The organism is Pseudomonas sp. RHF3.3-3, from assembly GCF_048069595.1.
Taxonomy (GTDB): Bacteria; Pseudomonadota; Gammaproteobacteria; order Pseudomonadales; family Pseudomonadaceae; genus Aquipseudomonas; species Aquipseudomonas fuscovaginae_B.
In genome coordinates this window covers 3,016,781-3,034,430 of record NZ_CP182250.1, presented here as the reverse complement: position 1 = coordinate 3,034,430, position 17,650 = coordinate 3,016,781, and the positions used below count along the sequence as shown (strand labels likewise).

The following is a 17,650-nucleotide window of genomic DNA, read 5'->3' as shown; positions in this document are numbered from 1 at the left end:
AAACAACAAGCATCTTTAATCCGAAGAAACCTAAAGAATATTGAAAATGGAAATCCAGCCGTTATATTCAAACCCGGCAAATAGCGAAACCCCTCTACAACCCTTTGAATCCAAAGCTTCAGCAACCACAGATCAAAAAGGCAAGTCATAAGGCCAAGTCCAGCAAATGGACTTTCACGATAAAAACGGAAACTTGTGCCAGGAGGCCATCCCGCATGCATCCAAAACATCCGGCTGAACTCGACAACCTGTTCCAGCACAATACTTTCATGCCCGACGCGTCGCCCAACCGTTTCAGTCGCCTGCTGGACCAGATCGACCAGGACCGCTACACCACCCTCGCCACCCTCTATGCCGAAGCCTATCGCCTGTTTCCCGCCACGCCCGAACTCGGCGGGTTCTTCGCCAGCACGGCCAGCCTGATCCTGCTGCCAGCCGTCGAGCGACGGGCAACCCTCAATGAACCGGCCTTCCAGATCTGGGCACGCCGCTGCGTCGGCCTGACCTACCAGGTCCTCGACGGCCTGCAATCGGCTCGCGGGGTCCTGCTGGAGAGCCTGCGGGCCTTGCCGGAGCTGCTGCAGCGCCTCGCCCGGGCAGCCGCGGAGCACCAGCACGCCAACCGCCCACCCGTGCGCCGCTTCGATATCGACCCGCTGATCGCCGCCGAACTCGCGCCCTGCTACGAATTCCCGAGCGACGAGGCGACCCGCCAGCGCCTGGAGAACACTGGCTATTCCATCCATTTCTTCAGCGATGTGGTGAATGTCGCGCTGTCGCGCATCGCCCTGACCTGGCCCGGCTGTCACGAGCAGTTCCGTCACCTGGTCCGGCTCATCTGCTACCTGCCGGACAGTCACTTGCGCAGCGGCTCGGCCAGGCGCTACAGCGGCGCGATCCTGCTCTCGGCCAGGGACCACTCGCTGCTCGAGGTCGAAGAGTCACTGGTGCGCGAAACCGCCCACCAGTTGCTGTATTGCATCGAGGAGATCTGCCCGATCGTCGATCCCCAGGCCGATGAGGAACGCCTGTACTTCCTGCCCTGGTCGAACCGCCCCTGTGGCCTGGCCGAATATTTCCAGGCGTTCTTCGCCCAGCTCATGCGGCTCAAGTACCTGGAGCGCGTGCGCCAGCGCCCGGCCAGCGAAATGCAGCGCGCCGAGCACCACCTGGTGTTCATCCTGCGCGGCCTGGGCCGGGCCCTGGCGACGCTGACCGGCAGCCGCGAACTCACCGCCCGTGGCCGCCTGCTGCTGGACAACCTGGCCGAGGAGGTCCTGGCGCTGGAGCGGCATCACGCCAACCTGCTGGCTCGCAGCGGCCAGCTGTACGACCTGCGCCTGGCGGTCTGAACGCGCCGCTCAGTTTGGGTCCAGCAAACCACCGGCCCAGTTGCGCGACAGGCGACTGCCGGTGAACTTCGCCACCACCATGCCCTGGGGCACCAGCCGGTCGCGATGGCGCGTCAGCATGCGGCCGGCCTGCTCGGCATACAGCACCACCTCCGAGGACGGGTCTCCCGGGCGACCGATGATCCGCGCAAACCGCTGGCCCTCCTCGACCTGCTCGCCCAGTTCCCGCTCAAACACCAGCACGCCGGGGCACGGTGCCAGGATGGTTTCCATGTGTCCCATTTCCATGGCCGCCACCGGCCAGTCAGCCACCGCCAGGTCCTCGGCGATCACCCCCTGGGCACACAGCCAGGCATACAGGCCGGCGGCATCCTGCTCGGCGAAACGGTCGGCGACATCGCCCTGCCCGCGCAACTCCAGGGTCGCCGCCATGCGCCCGGCCGTCTCGCCGGCCCGCAACCAGGGGGCGATGAGGGTTTCCTCGAAGGAACCGTCGCCGCCATCGTCCCAGATGATTGCCACGTCCATCTTCATCGCGGCCGCCAGGGTCCGGCCGCGGGGCCAGAAGCTGCGGTGCAGGTAGAGGTAGGGCAGCGCCTCGTCATCGGTGTGCAGGTCCAGCACCACATCCGCCGGAGCCGCCAGTTCCACCAGTTGGCGCTGCCATGCCTGGACATTGGTCGCGCACCGCCCCAACACCGCCGACTGGTCGAACCCGCGGTTGAAGTTCTGCCCGGTGGCCTCGTGAAAACGCCCGAGGATCCGTCCCTGGCGAAACTGCCCGATGCCCAGCGGGTTGGCCTGCGGCACCACGGTCACACTGCCCCGGAGCCGGCCCGCGGCCTCGGCGCCGGCCAGGCGCTGCAGCAGCAGGTGCAGCACCAGCATGCCGGCGATCTCATCGGCATGGACCCCGGCCTGCAGGTGCACCTTCAGGCCGTCGCCAGGCTCGCCGAAGCGCCAGGCGCCGACCCGGACCGGATCGCCGTTGTTGTTGCGCACACTGAACGAAACATCCTGCGCCATGCCCCCGCCCTCCCCTCATTGAAGGTTGAAAATCGTTGCCGTCGACAGTGGAAATTGAACATTCGTTCAACTAAGCTCTCACGGGCAAGCCCGTTCCCGCAGTGGTCGCGCCCGCCGCACATCCGGTGCCCACTGGATACTTCTGGCAGCGGCTTGCCGGACCGCCGTGAGGCACCCGCCCATCCGCTCTCTCGAACAAAGGAACATCGCGTGCCAACCGCCTCTCCCAAATTCCGCCGTGCCGAACCCGACGAGCGTCGCGACCTGCTGATCGCCGCCACCCTGCGCTGCCTGGCCCGGGACGGTCATGCCGGCATCTCGGTGCGACGTATCGCCAGCGAGGCCGGGGTCTCCGTCGGCCTGCTCAATCACCACTTCGGCACCCTCGACGCCCTGATCGCCGACACCTACCACAAGCTCGCCAGCGAACTGACCAGCAGCCTGCTCGACGAAGTCAACCAGGCCGGCAGCGCCGCGGAAAAACTCGAGGCGTTCCTGGTCGGTTCCTTCTCACCCAGGGTCCTGGACCCGCAACTGCTGGGCGTCTGGGTGGTGTTCTGGAGCCTGATCCGCCATTCCGAACACGTCAGCCAGTCCCACGAACGCAGCTACGGCGCCTACCTCGACCTGATCCATCGCCTGCTCGACGACCTGGCCGACAGCGAAGGCTTCGTGATCCGTGACACCCGCCTGGCCGCCATCGGTCTATCGGCGATGCTCAACGGACTCTGGCTCGAGTGGTGCCTGAACCCCGAGACCTTCAGCCCCGCCAACGGCCTGCACATCTGCCGGTGCTGGATAAAGGGGTTGCGAAACGGCGCATTCGACACCGACGACGTCCCGTGAGGCAGGCTCAACCAGGCCGGCGTCACCCCGGGGCCGGTTCATCACACCGACCTGCGCAGCGGTGTGCCGCGCCGTTCGGCGAAGGCGAACAGCGCCTCGATCAGGAACGTCAGACAGACATAGACGCCGGCCACCAGCAGCAGCGGCTGGTACACCTGCAGGGTCTGCGCGCGCACCACGTTGGCCGCCCCCAGCAGGTCGATCACCGCGATGGTCGAGGCCAGCGCCGTGGACTTGAGCAGCATCACCGTCTCCCCCGCCAGGGTCGGCAGCAGCAACCGCAGGGCCCGTGGCAGACGCACCCGCAACAGTGCCTGGCGCGGCGTCATGCCGAAGGCCGAAGCCGCCTCCATCTCGCCCTTGGGTACCGCCAGCAGCCCACCGCGGATCACCTCGCCGACATAGGCGCCCACCGACAGCACCAGGGCGAAGACGATGTACCAGTAGCCGTCGCGCAGATAAGGCCAGAGAAAACTGCCGCGAATCGGCGGGAACTGCGCGAACAGGCTGCCCAGGCCGTAGTAGAAGATGTAGATCTGGATCAGCAGCGGCGTGCCGCGCAGCACGCTGGTGTAGAACAGGCTGGCCCTGGCCAGCAGGCGGTTCTTCGACAACCGCGCCAGGGCCACCAGCACGGCCAGGATGAAGCCCAGCACGCTGGAAATCAGCAGGATGCCGACGGTGGTCTGCAAGCCGCGCCCCAACAGTGCCGTGTACTCGAATATCCACGCTGGAATCATTGCGTTCACTCAGCCAAAGGCATCCAGCGACGAATGCGCCGCTCGAGCCGTCCCGACAGGTAGTTGGACACCAGCGTCACCGCGTAATACAGCGCGGCGGCAGTGAGGTAGAACAACAGGTAGTGCCGCGTCGAACCCGCCCCCTGCTTGGCGGTGTACAACAGCTCGTTGGTGCCGACCACGCTGATCAGCGCACTGTCCTTGATCAGGTTGATCCACAGGTTGGCCATGCCGGCCAGGGCATGGGGCGCCATGATCGGCAGCGTCACCCGCCGGAACAGGGCCAGCCCGGTCAGGCCATAGGCCTTGGCCGCCTCGATCTGGCCGTAGGGAATCGCCTGGATCGCCGCGCGGAAGATCTCCGAGGCATAGGCGCCCTGCACCAGCCCCAGCACCAGGATCGCCGCCAGCGGCCCGCTGACATTCACCGCCGCCTGCCCGAAATGGGCCAGCAGCGAGTTGAGCAGCATGGAACCGACGTAGTACAGCAGCAGGATCAGCAACAGCTCCGGCACCGCGCGGAACAGGGTGGTGTAGCCGCGCATCAGCGCCGCCACCGGCCGCGGCCCGCCGACTTTCAGGCAGGCCACCAGCAGGCCGATCAACAGCCCGACGACGAAGGCCCCGGCGGAAATCTGCAGGGTCATCCAGAGCCCCTTGAGCAGCGCACTGCCCCATCCCTGCTCGCTGAAATCGATCAATTCGAACATTGCTGGCATTTCACTCTCCCGTCACTGACCTCAAACTTCGCACCTACCGCCGTTTCTGAAATCGGCACCGTCCTGTAGGAGCAGGGCTTGCCCGCGAAGCCTTTCAGCGATCCCGGGGACGCCTTCGCGGGCAAGCCCTGCTCCTACAAGGGGCGGTGGTGTACCGGGAACGGTGTTCAGAACGCCGGTTTCACGCTGGTACCGAAGTAGCTCCGGGAGAGTTCGTCATAGTCCCTGCTCGCCAGCAGGGTCGTGATGGCCTTGTCCAGGCGGGCCTTGAGTTCGGTGTCGTCCTTGCGCAGCCCGGCGCCCACACCGCGACCGAAGATCGGGTCGTAGGGCACCGAGCCGAGGTAGGCCAGGTCCTTGGCGTCGGGGGTCTTGACGAAGGCCGTCATGGCCGTGCCGTCCGCCATCATCAGGTCGATGCGCCCGGCGATCAGGTCGGCGTTGGCCGAGTCCTGGGTGTCGTAGTACTTCACCTCGGCGATCTTCTCGTAGTAGGCCTTCAGGTAGCTGGCGCTGACGGTGGAGTTCTGCACGCCGATGATCTTGCCCTTGAGATCATCCGGGTACTGCTTCACCGAAGCCCCCTTCGGGCCGACGATGGCGATCGCCGAGTCGTAGTAGGCCTTGCTGAAGGCGATCTGCTTTTCCCGTTCCTCGGTCACCGACATCGAGGAGAAGATCACGTCGATCTTCTTCGCCAGCAGCGACGGGATGATCCCGTCCCAGGCCACCTCCCTGATCTCGCACTCGGCCTTCATTTCGCTGCACAGCTTGTGGATCAGGTCGACCTCGAAGCCCTTCCACTCCCCGTTGGCCTGCTTCTCGGTGTACGGCGGATAGGGTTCTGCCGCGACCGCGAAGCGGATGGGCTGAGCCTGTGCAGCACTCATGCCGGCCAGGAGGATGCAGGCCGCACCGGCCAACCAGTTTGCCAAACGTCGATATCCCATGATGTTGCCCCGTCTTCTTATGTTGCGTTAGCGAGTTTGATGAGCGTTGACGAACTGCCGGCAGCGCTCACTGCGTGGGTGTACGAACACTTCATCCGGCGAACCGGTTTCCTCGATCAGCCCCTGGTGCAGGAAAGCCACCCGGGAAGAGACATCGCGGGCGAAGGCCATCTCGTGGGTCACCAGGATCATGGTCCGGCCTTCTTCGGCGAGGGAGCGGATCACCCGCAGCACTTCGCCGACCAGCTCCGGGTCGAGGGCCGAGGTGGGTTCATCGAACAGCATGACCTTGGGCCGCATGGCCAGGGCCCGGGCGATGGCCACCCGTTGTTGCTGGCCCCCGGAGAGAAACGCCGGGTACTCGTTGCGCTTGGCCGCCAGTCCTACGCGCTCGAGCAGCGCCTCGGCCCGTTCGGTGGCCTCGGCGCGGCTCTCGCGCAGGACCTGGGTCGGCGCTTCGATCAGGTTCTCCAGCACCGTGCGATGGGGCCAGAGGTTGAAGTTCTGGAACACCATGCCCAGGGTCGAACGGATGCGCACCAGTTGCCGGGCATCGGCCACCAGCGGCGCGCCGGGGCGGTCATAGTTGAGCCGGAGGCTTTCACCATCCACCAGGATGCGGCCCTGGTCCGGTACTTCGAGCAGGTTGATGCAGCGCAGCAAGGTGCTCTTGCCCGAGCCGCTGGCGCCGATCAGCGAGATCACCTCGCCTTCACGGGCGGTCAGCGACACGCCCTTGAGGACCTCGATATTGCCGAAGCGCTTGTGCAGGCGGTCGACTTCGATCATCGGTCGGGTCGCCTCCACTTGCACCGTGCCCTGCACCGTCACCGGCTCGATCAGCGGGCGGGCCGGCTCGTCGGCCAGCCGCCCGACGAATTCGCGAATCCTCCGGCAAGCCTCGGCCAGGCATTCCTCGCCAAGCGTGAAGGACAGGCGCACGAAGCCCTGTGCCGGCTCGCCGAACGCCGCCGCGTCGAGCACCGAAACCCCGGCTTCGCGCAACAGTCGCCAGGCGAACTCCAGCGAGGTGAGACCGGTCTGGCGCACATCGAGCAGCACGAACATGCCGGCGTCGGGCTTGAGCACCGCGAGCCGCGGGCATCCGGACAATTCCTGTACCACCAGGTCACGGCGCCGGCGATAGATGTCGCGCATGCCCTGGGTCACCTCGTCATGGGCCTGCACCGCCTTGAGCGCGGCCTCCATGACGAAGCCGGGCAAGCCGTAGAGCATGCTCAGCACCAGGGTCTCGGCGTGGCTCACCAGGGTGGCGTCGGCGACGATCCAGCCGATGCGCCAACCGGTCATGGCGTGGGACTTGGACAGGCTGCCGATGGTCACGCAGCGTTCGGCCATGCCTGGCAAGAGCGCGAGACTGACATGCTCGCGCTCGAAGGCCAGGCTCTCGTAGACCTCGTCCACCACCACCCACAGGTCATGGGCGATGGCCAGCTCGGCGATCGCCTGCAATTGCTCTCGGCCAAGCACTACGCCGGTGGGGTTGTTCGGATTGGAAAAGAAGATCGCACGGGTACGTGGGGTAATCGCCTTGGCCAGCAACGCGGCATCGAGCCTGAACCCGGCGTCCGCGGCACAGGGCACGCGTACCAGGGTCGCACCCGAGGCCTTGAGGGTGGCCTCGTAGGTGACGTACATCGGGTCCAGGGCGATCACCTCGTCGCCGGCATTGAGCAGGCACAGCGAGGTGATGAACAACGCATTCTGTGCCCCGGCCACGGTGATCACGTTCGCGGCCTGCAACGGCCGATCGAAACGCTGGCCGTAGCGGGCGGCGATGGCCTCGCGCAAGGCCAGGCGGCCGGCGATCTCGGTGTAGTGGGTATCGCCTTCGCGCAGAGCCTCGATGGCCGTCTCGGTGATGAAATCGGGGGTGGGGAAATCGGGGTCGCCCACACTGAGGATGATCACATCCTCGCCACGGCGCTGGGCTTCGAACGCCGCATGATGGATATCCCAGGCGGCGACGCCCTGGCCACTGATCCGTTCGACAAAGGGTGAAAACCGCATGCCAGTGCCTCGTTCGAAGTTGAAGAAACGCAAGCCCGCAAGCCACCCGAGGGTGCTGGAGCCAACATAGCCAAGACTGAACAGTCGTTCAATAGCAGAAAGCCGTGAGCTTCGCGTTCAGCGCAAACAGGTCGTTTTCACGACAGTGCCCTAACGCACACAGGTGTGTCTGAGTTCGATCAGCGTCACCCCGGCATGTGCGAACCCGGCGCGCAGATCACGCTCCAGCGCCTCCAGGTTCTGCGGCTCGGCCACCCGGCAGCCGAACGCCCGGGCCAGCAGTTGAAAATCCGGATTGCGCGGCAACACGCCGATCGGCTCGATATCCAGGTCGAGCATGTCGTCGCGGATCTGGCCGAGGGCATCGTTGTTCCAGAGCAGCACCACCAGCGGGCTGTCCAGTTCCTCGACGGCCGTGGCCAGTTCCTGGGCGGTGTAGAGAAAGCCGCCATCGCCCACCAGCACCAGCCCGGGACGTTGCGGTGCGGCGAACTTGCCACCGATCCCCGCCGGCAGGCCGTAGCCGAGGGTGCCGTAGCCGGTGGGGTGCAGCCAACTGCGCGGGGTACGGCTGGCGAAGGCGTAGTTGCCAGTGTAGGCCAATTGGGTCATGTCGCTGCTGATGAAGGCATCGGCCGGCAGCACCGCCGCGATGCGATCGAGAATCCGCTGGTGGAGGCTCTGCAACGCGCCGTGCCCCTCGCGGATGGCGGCCTTCAAGGCCGCGACCGCCCGGCTCGCCTGTGCGGCATCGCGCGACGCCGTCGGCAGTCGCGCCAGCAACGCCGCCAGGGTCTGCTGCGCATCGCCGTGCAGCGCGACGCGGCAGGGATAGCAATCGTTGAACTTGCGCGGGTCGATATCGACCCGGATCACCTCGCCGCTCAGCGGCAGCCGTTCGCGCCAGTAGTCGGTATCGGCCATTTCGGTGCCCACCGCGAGCACCACGTCAGCCTGCCCGATCAGTTGCCAGCCGGGCTCGACGCACAGGCTGGCACCGGCATTGAGCGCCAGCTCCGGGGCCAGCAGGCCCTTGCCGGCGACACTGGTGAACAGGGGCGCCGCCAGACGCTCGCTCAGGGCCCGCAACTCGTCCCCGGCCGCCAGGGCACCGCCGCCGGCGATGATCATCGGCCGCCGTGCCTGCTGCAGCCGCGTGGCGGCCTCCTCCAGCGCCTGGGCACTGGGCAGCCCACGCCCCGGACGGCGTACCACCTCGGCACTCCAGTCGCGGCTGACCGGCCCGGCCAGCACATCCAGCGGCACCGCAATGTGCACCGGCCGCGGCCGCTCGCTGTCGAACACGGCAAAGGCGCGGGCAACCAGTTCCGGCAGGTCGTCGGTGTTCAGCGCCACCGCGGAAAACGCCGTGATCGGCGCGGTGATCGCCCGCTGGTCCCGGGTTTCATGCAGGCAACCCCAGCCCTTGCCGAGGCTGGCGGTGTGATTGACGCTGGAAATCACCAGCAGCGCAACCGAGTCGGCATAGGCCTGGCCAATGGCGGTGGCGGCGTTGGTCACCCCGGGACCGGTGATGATGAAACAGACCCCCGGCTTGCCGCTGACCCGGGCATAGCCGTCAGCCATGAAACCGGCCCCCTGCTCATGCCGGGTCAGCACGTGGCGAATACCGCTGCCGGGAAGCCCGCGATACAGCTCCAGGGTATGCACGCCGGGAATGCCGAACACCGTGTCGACACCATAGCGGGCCAACAGCCGCACCAGGGCCTGGCCACCGGTGAGCGGGGTCAAGGAAACGTCGGGGATCGATGGGGAGTTCATGCCAGCCCTCGCCTTTGTCGTTGTGGAGTGATGGGGACCGCGCAGAGATATTAAACACTTGTTCAATAGCATGGCAATCATCACCCAACCCCGCCAAAAAACCGAAAAGAACAGCTATCCGCTTGTTTTTAAAGGCTATTTTTTGTGACGAAAAATGCGTCCGGCACAGACCTGTTACATCTTTGAACATCCTTGTCGCGTCCAGCATTAACTACCGCTCCCGGCTCTGGGCTTGCGCGCTGAATGGCAGCCATCACCCAACGACAAGGAACCCGGCATGAGCCCCACCCTCCCCTCGAAGACAGCCGACCCGAGCGTTTCGCTGGAGCAGGCCATCGAGCACTTTCTCGCCGACCTGCCCGAGCAGACCGCCCGGCGCATCCGCCTCGTCAGCGGCATCGACAGCCCGGCGCTGCGCAGCGCCTACGCCGAATCCCCGCAGGTCCCCGCACTGCTGCAAGACACCCGCGCACGCTTCGAGCTGGATCGGCAGATCGGCGACTTCATCGACACGCTGGACACGGCCCCACCGGCGAACGCCGGGGTGCCCCATGTGCACTGGCAGTTGCAGTTGTCGGGCCTGGAACTGGTCTGGCCGGCGATCTGCGTTCTGCAGGTGTACGATCCACCGGCGACGGTGGCGGGCGAATATGGCGCCGACCTGTCGCCTGACCTGCCCAGGGTACGGGTGGCACGTGCCCACCTGCTCGACGGCACCCTGTGGAGCCATGCCCTGGCGCAGATGTCCCCGGACCAACGCGAGCGGCTGCTGGATGGCCAGTACCTCACCGCCGATACGCAGTTGGCGGCGCTCAGGCAGAGGATCAGGCCCCTGCTGCGCTCGCACCGGCAGGAACTGTTCGACAGTTTCCACGCCGCCAGGCAGCGCTCCGATGATCCCCTGGTGAATCGGCTGCGCCAGCGGCTGCCGCGCCTGTCGAAGTCGGCCGCCATCGAGCTGCTGGTCAATGCCAGCGCAGGCGATCTTGAGGCAATGCGCTTTTCCACGGGTGAACTGAGCGGTCGCCAGGTGCGGGACGCCCACTGGTATCTGCAGGAAGAGCGCTTGAGCCAGGCCTATGAGGGGCTGTTTCTCAAGAGTCGACAGCACCATGGCGACAGCCTGCGACTGATGCTCTACAGCGTCGCCAGCCTGCCCGGCTGGCCAGCGGAGGGGGCTCGCCTGGAACTGCGCGACCAGACGGCGGACGGCCCATTGCTGGCCGGCATCGGCGCCTCCCAGGCCGGACAGCGGCATATCATCCTGCGCCACCCTGACCACTTCACCCTGGCGGTCACCGAAGGCACGGCGCCAGCCCCGGAGCCCGACCTGCCCTCGGCCCTGGCGAGCCTGCCCGAACCGCTGCGCAGCCAGCTCGGCCTGACAGACGCTGAAACCAGCCGACGCCAACTGCAGCAGGCGGCCCTTTCACGCGACCACCTGCGCACCCTGCTGGAGATCCCCGCCATGCAACCCCCGCAACGCCTGCCCGACAGCAATGGTTTCCAGCATGCCTCGCCTGTCGCCTTCGTCTCCCCCGACCAGCTTGCCCAACGCCAGCGAGCCCTCTTCGACAACCTGGCGGCCACCAACGGACGGACCCTGTTGCTGGCGCAACAGCAGCCCAACTTCCGCTGGTTCGCTGACCTGCTCCTGGGGCGGCAACTGGCGCAGGACTTCCCCCAGGCCGCCTCGACGGCCCCCGATGCGATTTACCTCAACACCTTCGAACAGACGCGCTACCGGCCCTTGTCGGAGCTGGGCGAACCCGGCGAGCAGGTGCTCTATCGCCGGGTCACGCAATCGCGCACGCTGAAGGAAGTCTTCGTCCAGCACCTGGCCGGCAACCGCCAGACGTTCGACACGACCCACAGCGGGCTGTATGCCAGCCCGACCGACGCCTATGCGCCGCAACAATTGATCGGCCTGGACCTGGACCGACTGGCAGGTACCCTGGACAAGGCCGGCAAGACCTTCGACACGCAGTTCGCCGATCGGCTGGACAATTTCTGGAACGGCGCCGAGACGCTGCTGAAGGAGAATCTGCGCACGCAGATTCGCCAGGAAGCGCAGTTGCGCGAGCTGGACCTGACCCTGGACGAGAGCAATCGACAGGACCTGGAGCGGGTGCTGGACCATCCCACCCAGGCCCAGCGCCTGAAAGCCCATCCCGCCGACGGGCCGATCCATGTCTATCGGATCGTCCTGCAGGCGCAGGATGCGCCCCTGGAAGGCAGCCTGGTCATCACCCGCAGTCCCGATCTGGACACCTACAAGCTGCCGGCCGTGCTCTATCAGGTCGGCCGGGGCCTGGAGCAGTTCGTGACATTGCAGGCCCTCAAGCGCAGCCTGGTACAACGCTTGAGCGACGAAACCGAGCGCGAGGCGCTGCTCGACCTGCTACCCAACCGGCAGCACGCCCTGATTGCCGCCAACCCGCCCGAGCGCACGGCGCCGTTCAGCTACCGGATCGAGACGGGCGACGCCCTGCAGGTGCTGGTCGATGGCCTGCTGGCCAAACAGAAACTGGATTTCGCCGACACCTGGCGCTTCGTCCGGGGAGCGCCTGGGCTCGACAATGATGCCGACGAGTTCGCCCGGCAACTCAACGACTCCGTCAACCTGGCGAAAAGCCTGGACATCTTCCCGGTGCTGGAACGCCGCAATCGCGACCTGATGTTCGGCGACCTGCTCGGGCGCCTCGAAAAACTTTCGGCAGACGAACAGAGCCGGCTGGCCAGGCTGTGGCGCGCAACCCTGAGGACCAGCCCGGTGCCCGCCAGCCTCGGCGATCTGCCCGCCCTCAGGAGCCATGCGAGCGGCCTGCTGCGCACGTACCTGCAACAGCACTATCCCCAGGCCGCCATCGATCCCGACAGCACCGAGGTACAGGTCACCCACACCCGCACCTACCCGAGCCCCGCCTGGCAGAGCCTGCCATCGACCGTGACCAGCCGCCATCGCAGCCTGTCGCTGACCGCCCTGGCACTGGAGAACATTCCCGGCTCGCGCCTGGGCGAGTCCGTCACGTTCAAGGCCAGGGCCAGCACGCTGACGGGCAGCCCGCTGAACCTGTCGAACAGAGACATCACCACCATCGTCCGCACCGTGGATGCACCGGGTCGATACAAGGCACTGCTGAGAAACAGACTGCAGGGGCCGGACCAGGCATCGCTGCGCCGTGACTGGGTCGAGGGGGAACGGGCCCGCCTGGAACTGCATGCCTATGTCGCGCACCTGAGTGGCGATCTGCTCGATGACAAGGACAGCCCGTCACAAAACGGCTACAGGCGTATCGAGCATCTGCTCAGGTACCCCTCGGCCAGCAAGCGCCCGCTGCTCGATGGGCATGAAGTCCATGCCAACTACCTGATGCTCGGCGGCACCGGCGAGGCACACAATGGCATGAGCGTGGACGAAGTGCTGGTCATCAGCACCAGCGCGCCAGCCAGCACGCTGCTGTTCCTCGCACCCCAGGCACCGGACGGCAAGGCCTTGCGCGAACTGGCCAACCCCGCCGCGCTCGAAGCCTTGCTGCGCGAGTCGGGCTGGAAGCAATACTGCATCTCGCGGGCCGCGCGCAACGAACAATGGGACCCGCAACAACTGTTCGCGCGCCAGTTCCCGCAGGTACGCTACTTTCCCATCGCCGGCGATCTGTTCAGCACCCTGTTCGATGCCCGGATCAGGCATGTGATTGCCAGCGTGGAATATTTCGCGGCGAGCAACCAGCGGGTGGACCGTGACACCCTCTGGTACTGGATCAATGCCGGCCTGCACCTGGCCGCCGAGATCGTGCTGGGCCTGGCCCCCTTGCAACTGAGCCTGCCGGCCTACCTGCTGCGCGGCCTGTACGGGCTGGCCCATGCCAGCCAGGCCTTGGCCCTGAGGCACTATGAGGAAGCGGCCGATGGACTGATCCGGACACTGTCCGATGCCGCAGCGCCGTTGCCCCTGCAACCGCTAAAACCGCTGCTGCGACAGATTCCCTCGATGCCCTCGAAGCTGTCCCGCCTGATCAGGACCACCCGGGCCGGCCAGGACGGCCTGCGCCAACCGCTACTGAGCGCCGAGCCCTCGACGGTCACGCCGATCCGCTACCTGGCCTCGGACCTCAGGCGGCATGAAGTGCGCAGGCTCCCCGAACTGGAGTACCTGCGCGACGGCCTGTTCGTCGACCGCGCCTCGCGCCTCACGCAGTACCTCCAACTGGAGGGCAAGTGGTACCGCACCGGCACCCGTGCCGGCCGGCGCTACGTGCTCATGGAGCAGCATTGGACGCAGGATATCGAACTGATCCGGGTTGGCAGGCATTGGCAGCCCCTGCCCATGGGCCGCCTGTCGGGCGGTATGCGCCAGGCGCCGGACCAGGTCGGCGCCGCGCGCTATGAGGTCCCGGCCGCCCATCGCCAGACGATCGCCACCTACATCGACAGCGGCGCCGCCATCGACCCCAACGCTCCGGGGCTTTCCGCAGGCCAGCGGCAGGCCGCCCTGCAATACACCCAACGCCGCCAGCAACTGGTGGCGCACGCCGAGCGCTTCTTTGCCGAGGGCCCGGCCCTGCCTGCCAGGACACCCATCGCCGACCTGGCGAGCGCCGGGTCGGCGACACAACTGTTCGAGCGGGCCTATCGACACCAGGACGGCATCGTCCTTGGGGTGCCCCATGGCGCCAAGGGCGGTCGAAAGATCCTGATCGAGCAGATGCGCTCACTGGCCAGGGACCACCGGCTCAAGACCCTCTACCTGGAAAACCTGATGAACGACCTCGACCAGGCGAGCCATCTCGATGACTTCAACCGCACCGGCTACCTGTCGCCGCTGTTCAGGGAAAAGCTGCGCCAGTTGGATATCCTCGAGGGAATCGACCACCAGGGCCTGCAGTCAATCCTTCGCCTGCTGCGCGAGGCCCATGAAAATGGTGTCCGGGTCCAGGCCCTCGACTGTGTCGCCAGCTATCGCCTGGGCCTCAACCAGTCGAACCCGAACAGAACCCGCCCCCTCAAGTACTACGCCCGGCAAGTGATCAACGCCGACCAGTTGCAGCACGGGCCGGGCCGCTGGATCGCACTGGTCCAGGACATCCATGCCGCCACCCTCAAGGGTGAACCCGGCCTGGCGGACCTGATGGGCGCGGTGAGCCTGCGCGCCAACGATGTCGGCGGGCAGCCCTTGCCCCTGCAGATCCTGCAGGATACGGGAGACTCCACGCGGAACAGGTTCGGCCAGCTGTGGTTTCTGCGCGCCGATGCCCGACTGGATGTGAACGTCTCCCCCCTGCCCCTGCCACAGGTGCCGAGACCCCATCGGGCGCTGATGAGAACACGAGGGGACTTCCTGATCGAACAACGTGGCGGGCAGTATCACGCGGTCTGGCTGTCCCGGCGCCTGATCGACCCGGGAATGCCGCAGCCGTTCGTGGTGTTCGACCAGCCCATCGTGCAGAGCCGGCGTGTGCACAGCTCGGGGCGCAGCTACGAGGTGTTCCATATCGAGGATCCCACGGGGTTGTTGCGCCCGGAACTCGGCCGTCTCATCGGTACCGAATACAACAGCCTCGCCGACCTGGCCTGGGGGCTCCAGCAATCCGGCCTGAAGCAGGTGGTGGAACTCGACGACCTGGCCGTCTACCTGCGCCAGCCGGTACTCGACACCCACCCACAGTTGACCCGGCCGGGCATGTTCACCATCGAGACGGCACCCCAGGGGCCGGTGCTGATCAGCCGCTCCGTCGATCGCTCGCTGAAGGCCACGCCCATCAGGATCAAGACCGGGACCCGGCAGTTCTATATCCATCAACCGAGGTGGGGCTTCAGCGAAGCCCGCCTGTTCGACAGCATCGACAGCCTCAGTCAGGCCCTGGTGAGCGAACGAGGGCTGGTGCGTTGGGTCGAATCCACCGACCTGTGACTCACGCCGCCCGCGAGGTACGGGCAGTGAACAGGTAACCCGCGCCGTGAATGGTGATAATCAGTTCCGGCGCGGCCGGGTTGTCATGCAGTTTGCGCCGCAGGCGCCCGACCAGCACATCGATGGAGCGGTCGCTGGGCAACCATTCGCGGTTGCGCAACTGCTCCATCAACTGATCGCGGCTCAGGGTCTGGCCACTGTTGCGCAGAAATACCTTGAGCAACTGGAACTCGCCGTGACTGAGCAGCGTCTCGCTGCCATCGGAGGCCTTGAGCCGACGGCGCTCGGTGTCCAGGGTCCACTCGGCGAAACGGGCGAGGTGGCTGGAGTCGGCCGGCTGGTCCGGCTGTATCCGACGTAGCAGGTTGCGCGCGCGGCACAGCAGTTCCCGCGGATTCAACGGGCTGCCCAGGCAGTCATCGGCGCCGCAATCGAGCGCGGCGATCCGCTCGGCCTCGTCATTGCGCCCACCGACCAGGATGATCCCTACCTGCGAATTCGCTCGCCATTGACGGACCCGTTGCAGGCAGGCAGGCAACTGCATATTGAGCACCACCAGCGCCACCGGCCGGCGCTCGAGCAGGCACGCGGCCCGCTCGGTGGACGCGACGCCGTCGACGCCATACCCCTCGGCGGCGAGACAGGCCTGCAACTGTTCACGGATCAGGCGATCGGGCTCGACCACCAGTACACGAGGCATGCTCTTCATTGCCAGGCTCCTGTTCGGCCGGCGGGCGGCCGTTCTTGGAATCATGCGAAGCGGTGGGACTGGCATGCACTCTAACGCCTATTGAACACTTGATCAACAAGCGTGACGGGGTGCCCTGAATCCTCGTTCAGCGCAGAAAACGCCGGTAGCCGCCCATCTGCAGGCCGTCGACCCAGGCCTCGCAGATCTGCACGCCCTGGGCCGGGGTGAAGGTGTTGGGATTGAGCCCGCATTCGAGCCACAGACCATCGAGCAAGGCACTCAGGCCGATGGCCGCCAGGTCGCTGTCGAAGCCCTCCCAGCCCTCCTCCTCGGCCAGCAGGCTCAGGGCATTGCCCACGATGGTGCGGTACTCGCCGTAGGAATGGTCGTGGGCGCGGTCGATGGCATCGGCAGTCTTCACCGCGCCCCAGAAGGCCAGCCAGGCTTCCAGCAGCTCGGGGTCGAGCATGGCCGGGGAAAACGATGATTCGAAAAACGCCGACAGGTGCCGACGGGCGCCCTCGCCCGCCCTGGCCACCGATTCGCGCAACAGGCTCATGACCTGCCCGGTGATGTGCAGGTAGGCATCGGCCACCAGTTCATCCTTGCCGGCGTAGTGATGGCCGATCAACCCCACCGACACCCCGGCCTCGGCGCAGATCTTGCGGATCGAAGTGCCGACGAAGCCGTACTTCTTCAGGCAACGCAAGGTCGCGGCCACCAGGTTGGCCTTGCGCAATTGGGGGTCCATCCGTAGAAAACGTGCTTCCTCGGCCATAGTGCTCCTGCCCTCTCAAGGTCGATGACTGACGGTACCTGCCCGAATCAGCCGATGGGGTACAGCGCCTCGTCGAACTGCGCCAGGCGCGGAAACACCAGCGGATGGTCCTGGTCGAGGCTTTCCAGGCGCCGATGGTAACCGAGCAGGTATTGTTCGCGAGCCTCGGCACTGATGTAGGGCACGTGCCAGGCCACGTAGGGTGGCAGCACGTCCAGCCCGACATAGGCCAGGGTGCCGCGCAGCAACGGGCGCAGCATGTCCTCCAACGGCCCGTGGATCGCGCCCTCGCCGAACATGTGCTCGCGCCCGCCCAGGGTCACGGTGACCAGCGCCCTCTTGCCGACCAGGCCACCCTGGTCGTAGAAACGCTTGCCGCCGTAGCAGAGGCCGGACACCAGCACCCGGTCGATCCAACCCTTGAGGATAGCCGGTACGGAGAACCAGTAGAGGGGGAAATTGAGGATCAGCAGGCCGGCCCACAGCAGCTTCTCCAGCTCCTGGCGGATATCCGCGGCCAGGCTGCCGTTCTTCACGCCCACGCGTTGTTCCAGGGCATAGACCAGGTAGTCGGGGTTGTCCCGGCTGGAAAAGTCCCCGGCACTGGCGACCGGGTTCCAGTTCATCGCGTAGAGGTCGCAGACCTGCACGCTGTGACCCTGAGCCTGCAGGGTCTGCAGCGCCTGGTCGCGCAGGGCGGCGGTGAAGGATTGGGGTTCGGGGTGGGCGTGGATGATCAGTACGTTCATGGAAGGTCCTCATGGCGATGCCGAAGCGGCCGGAACAGCGCCGCCAAAATGGTCGCAAAACTCTGTGGGAGC

Annotated in this window: 12 protein-coding genes; 3 read left to right on the top strand and 9 right to left on the bottom strand. The window is 66.0% G+C overall.

Going from position 1 to position 17,650, the window contains the following annotated elements; all coding sequences use genetic code 11:
* Positions 1–215 precede the first annotated feature (215 nt).
* Positions 216–1,352 carry an aKG-HExxH-type peptide beta-hydroxylase gene (locus ACMGT0_RS13940; protein ID WP_416773072.1) on the top strand — a complete coding sequence of 379 codons (1,137 nt, stop codon included), beginning with the start codon at positions 216–218 and terminating at the stop codon, positions 1,350–1,352.
* 9 nt (positions 1,353–1,361) lie between these two features.
* On the opposite strand, the gene ACMGT0_RS13935 is transcribed toward ACMGT0_RS13940, so the two are convergent.
* On the bottom strand, positions 1,362–2,378 hold the full coding sequence (locus ACMGT0_RS13935) for a succinylglutamate desuccinylase/aspartoacylase domain-containing protein (RefSeq protein ID WP_054062563.1): 1,017 nt from the start codon (positions 2,376–2,378) through the stop codon (positions 1,362–1,364).
* Between the two features lie 210 nt (positions 2,379–2,588).
* Here ACMGT0_RS13935 and ACMGT0_RS13930 point away from each other — a divergent pair, with 210 nt between their 5' ends.
* Complete coding sequence (locus ACMGT0_RS13930) at positions 2,589–3,224, top strand: TetR/AcrR family transcriptional regulator (RefSeq protein ID WP_416773070.1); 636 nt, start codon at positions 2,589–2,591, stop codon at positions 3,222–3,224.
* A gap of 41 nt (positions 3,225–3,265) precedes the next feature.
* On the opposite strand, the gene ACMGT0_RS13925 is transcribed toward ACMGT0_RS13930, so the two are convergent.
* The 5 genes from ACMGT0_RS13925 to ACMGT0_RS13905 form a co-directional block, all read right to left on the bottom strand.
* Entirely contained in the window at positions 3,266–3,964 is a 699-nt protein-coding gene (locus ACMGT0_RS13925; RefSeq protein ID WP_054060973.1) for an ABC transporter permease, read from the bottom strand.
* A 5-nt stretch (positions 3,965–3,969) separates the two neighbouring features.
* Positions 3,970–4,683: an ABC transporter permease gene (locus tag ACMGT0_RS13920; protein WP_273825655.1), complete on the bottom strand. Its 714-nt coding sequence runs from the start codon at positions 4,681–4,683 to the stop codon at positions 3,970–3,972.
* 167 nt (positions 4,684–4,850) lie between these two features.
* The gene (locus ACMGT0_RS13915) at positions 4,851–5,633 is read right to left on the bottom strand and encodes a transporter substrate-binding domain-containing protein (RefSeq protein ID WP_054060975.1); all 783 of its coding nucleotides are present in this window, start codon (positions 5,631–5,633) and stop codon (positions 4,851–4,853) included.
* 27 nt (positions 5,634–5,660) lie between these two features.
* On the bottom strand, positions 5,661–7,664 hold the full coding sequence (locus ACMGT0_RS13910; protein ID WP_416773067.1) for an aminotransferase class I/II-fold pyridoxal phosphate-dependent enzyme: 2,004 nt from the start codon (positions 7,662–7,664) through the stop codon (positions 5,661–5,663).
* Positions 7,665–7,814: 150 nt separating this feature from the next.
* On the bottom strand, positions 7,815–9,446 hold the full coding sequence (locus ACMGT0_RS13905) for a 5-guanidino-2-oxopentanoate decarboxylase (protein ID WP_416773065.1): 1,632 nt from the start codon (positions 9,444–9,446) through the stop codon (positions 7,815–7,817).
* Positions 9,447–9,723: 277 nt separating this feature from the next.
* Here ACMGT0_RS13905 and ACMGT0_RS13900 point away from each other — a divergent pair, with 277 nt between their 5' ends.
* A complete protein-coding gene (locus ACMGT0_RS13900; protein WP_416773063.1) occupies positions 9,724–15,360 on the top strand; it encodes a dermonecrotic toxin domain-containing protein in 5,637 nt (1,878 codons plus the stop codon).
* Position 15,361: 1 nt separating this feature from the next.
* Here the strand turns inward: ACMGT0_RS13900 and ACMGT0_RS13895 are convergent, their stop codons facing one another.
* The 3 genes from ACMGT0_RS13895 to ACMGT0_RS13885 all read right to left on the bottom strand — a co-directional run bounded on the left by ACMGT0_RS13895 (position 15,362) and on the right by ACMGT0_RS13885 (position 17,578).
* A complete protein-coding gene (locus ACMGT0_RS13895) occupies positions 15,362–16,069 on the bottom strand; it encodes a winged helix-turn-helix domain-containing protein (RefSeq protein ID WP_054062567.1) in 708 nt (235 codons plus the stop codon).
* Positions 16,070–16,196: 127 nt separating this feature from the next.
* Positions 16,197–16,829: a TetR family transcriptional regulator C-terminal domain-containing protein gene (locus tag ACMGT0_RS13890; RefSeq protein WP_054056935.1), complete on the bottom strand. Its 633-nt coding sequence runs from the start codon at positions 16,827–16,829 to the stop codon at positions 16,197–16,199.
* 47 nt (positions 16,830–16,876) lie between these two features.
* The gene (locus ACMGT0_RS13885; RefSeq protein WP_416773060.1) at positions 16,877–17,578 is read right to left on the bottom strand and encodes an NAD(P)H-dependent oxidoreductase; all 702 of its coding nucleotides are present in this window, start codon (positions 17,576–17,578) and stop codon (positions 16,877–16,879) included.
* Between the last annotated feature and the right edge of the window lie 72 nt (positions 17,579–17,650).

Coding starts and splice junctions, on each gene's coding strand:
- ACMGT0_RS13940 (WP_416773072.1), top strand. CDS start 216: ATGCATCCAAAACATCCGGCTGAACTCGACAACCTGTTCCAGCACAAT.
- ACMGT0_RS13935 (WP_054062563.1), bottom strand. CDS start 2,378: ATGGCGCAGGATGTTTCGTTCAGTGTGCGCAACAACAACGGCGATCCG.
- ACMGT0_RS13925 (WP_054060973.1), bottom strand. CDS start 3,964: ATGATTCCAGCGTGGATATTCGAGTACACGGCACTGTTGGGGCGCGGC.
- ACMGT0_RS13920 (WP_273825655.1), bottom strand. CDS start 4,683: ATGCCAGCAATGTTCGAATTGATCGATTTCAGCGAGCAGGGATGGGGC.
- ACMGT0_RS13915 (WP_054060975.1), bottom strand. CDS start 5,633: ATGGGATATCGACGTTTGGCAAACTGGTTGGCCGGTGCGGCCTGCATC.
- ACMGT0_RS13910 (WP_416773067.1), bottom strand. CDS start 7,664: ATGCGGTTTTCACCCTTTGTCGAACGGATCAGTGGCCAGGGCGTCGCC.
- ACMGT0_RS13905 (WP_416773065.1), bottom strand. CDS start 9,446: ATGAACTCCCCATCGATCCCCGACGTTTCCTTGACCCCGCTCACCGGT.
- ACMGT0_RS13900 (WP_416773063.1), top strand. CDS start 9,724: ATGAGCCCCACCCTCCCCTCGAAGACAGCCGACCCGAGCGTTTCGCTG.
- ACMGT0_RS13895 (WP_054062567.1), bottom strand. CDS start 16,069: ATGAAGAGCATGCCTCGTGTACTGGTGGTCGAGCCCGATCGCCTGATC.
- ACMGT0_RS13890 (WP_054056935.1), bottom strand. CDS start 16,829: ATGGCCGAGGAAGCACGTTTTCTACGGATGGACCCCCAATTGCGCAAG.
- ACMGT0_RS13885 (WP_416773060.1), bottom strand. CDS start 17,578: ATGAACGTACTGATCATCCACGCCCACCCCGAACCCCAATCCTTCACC.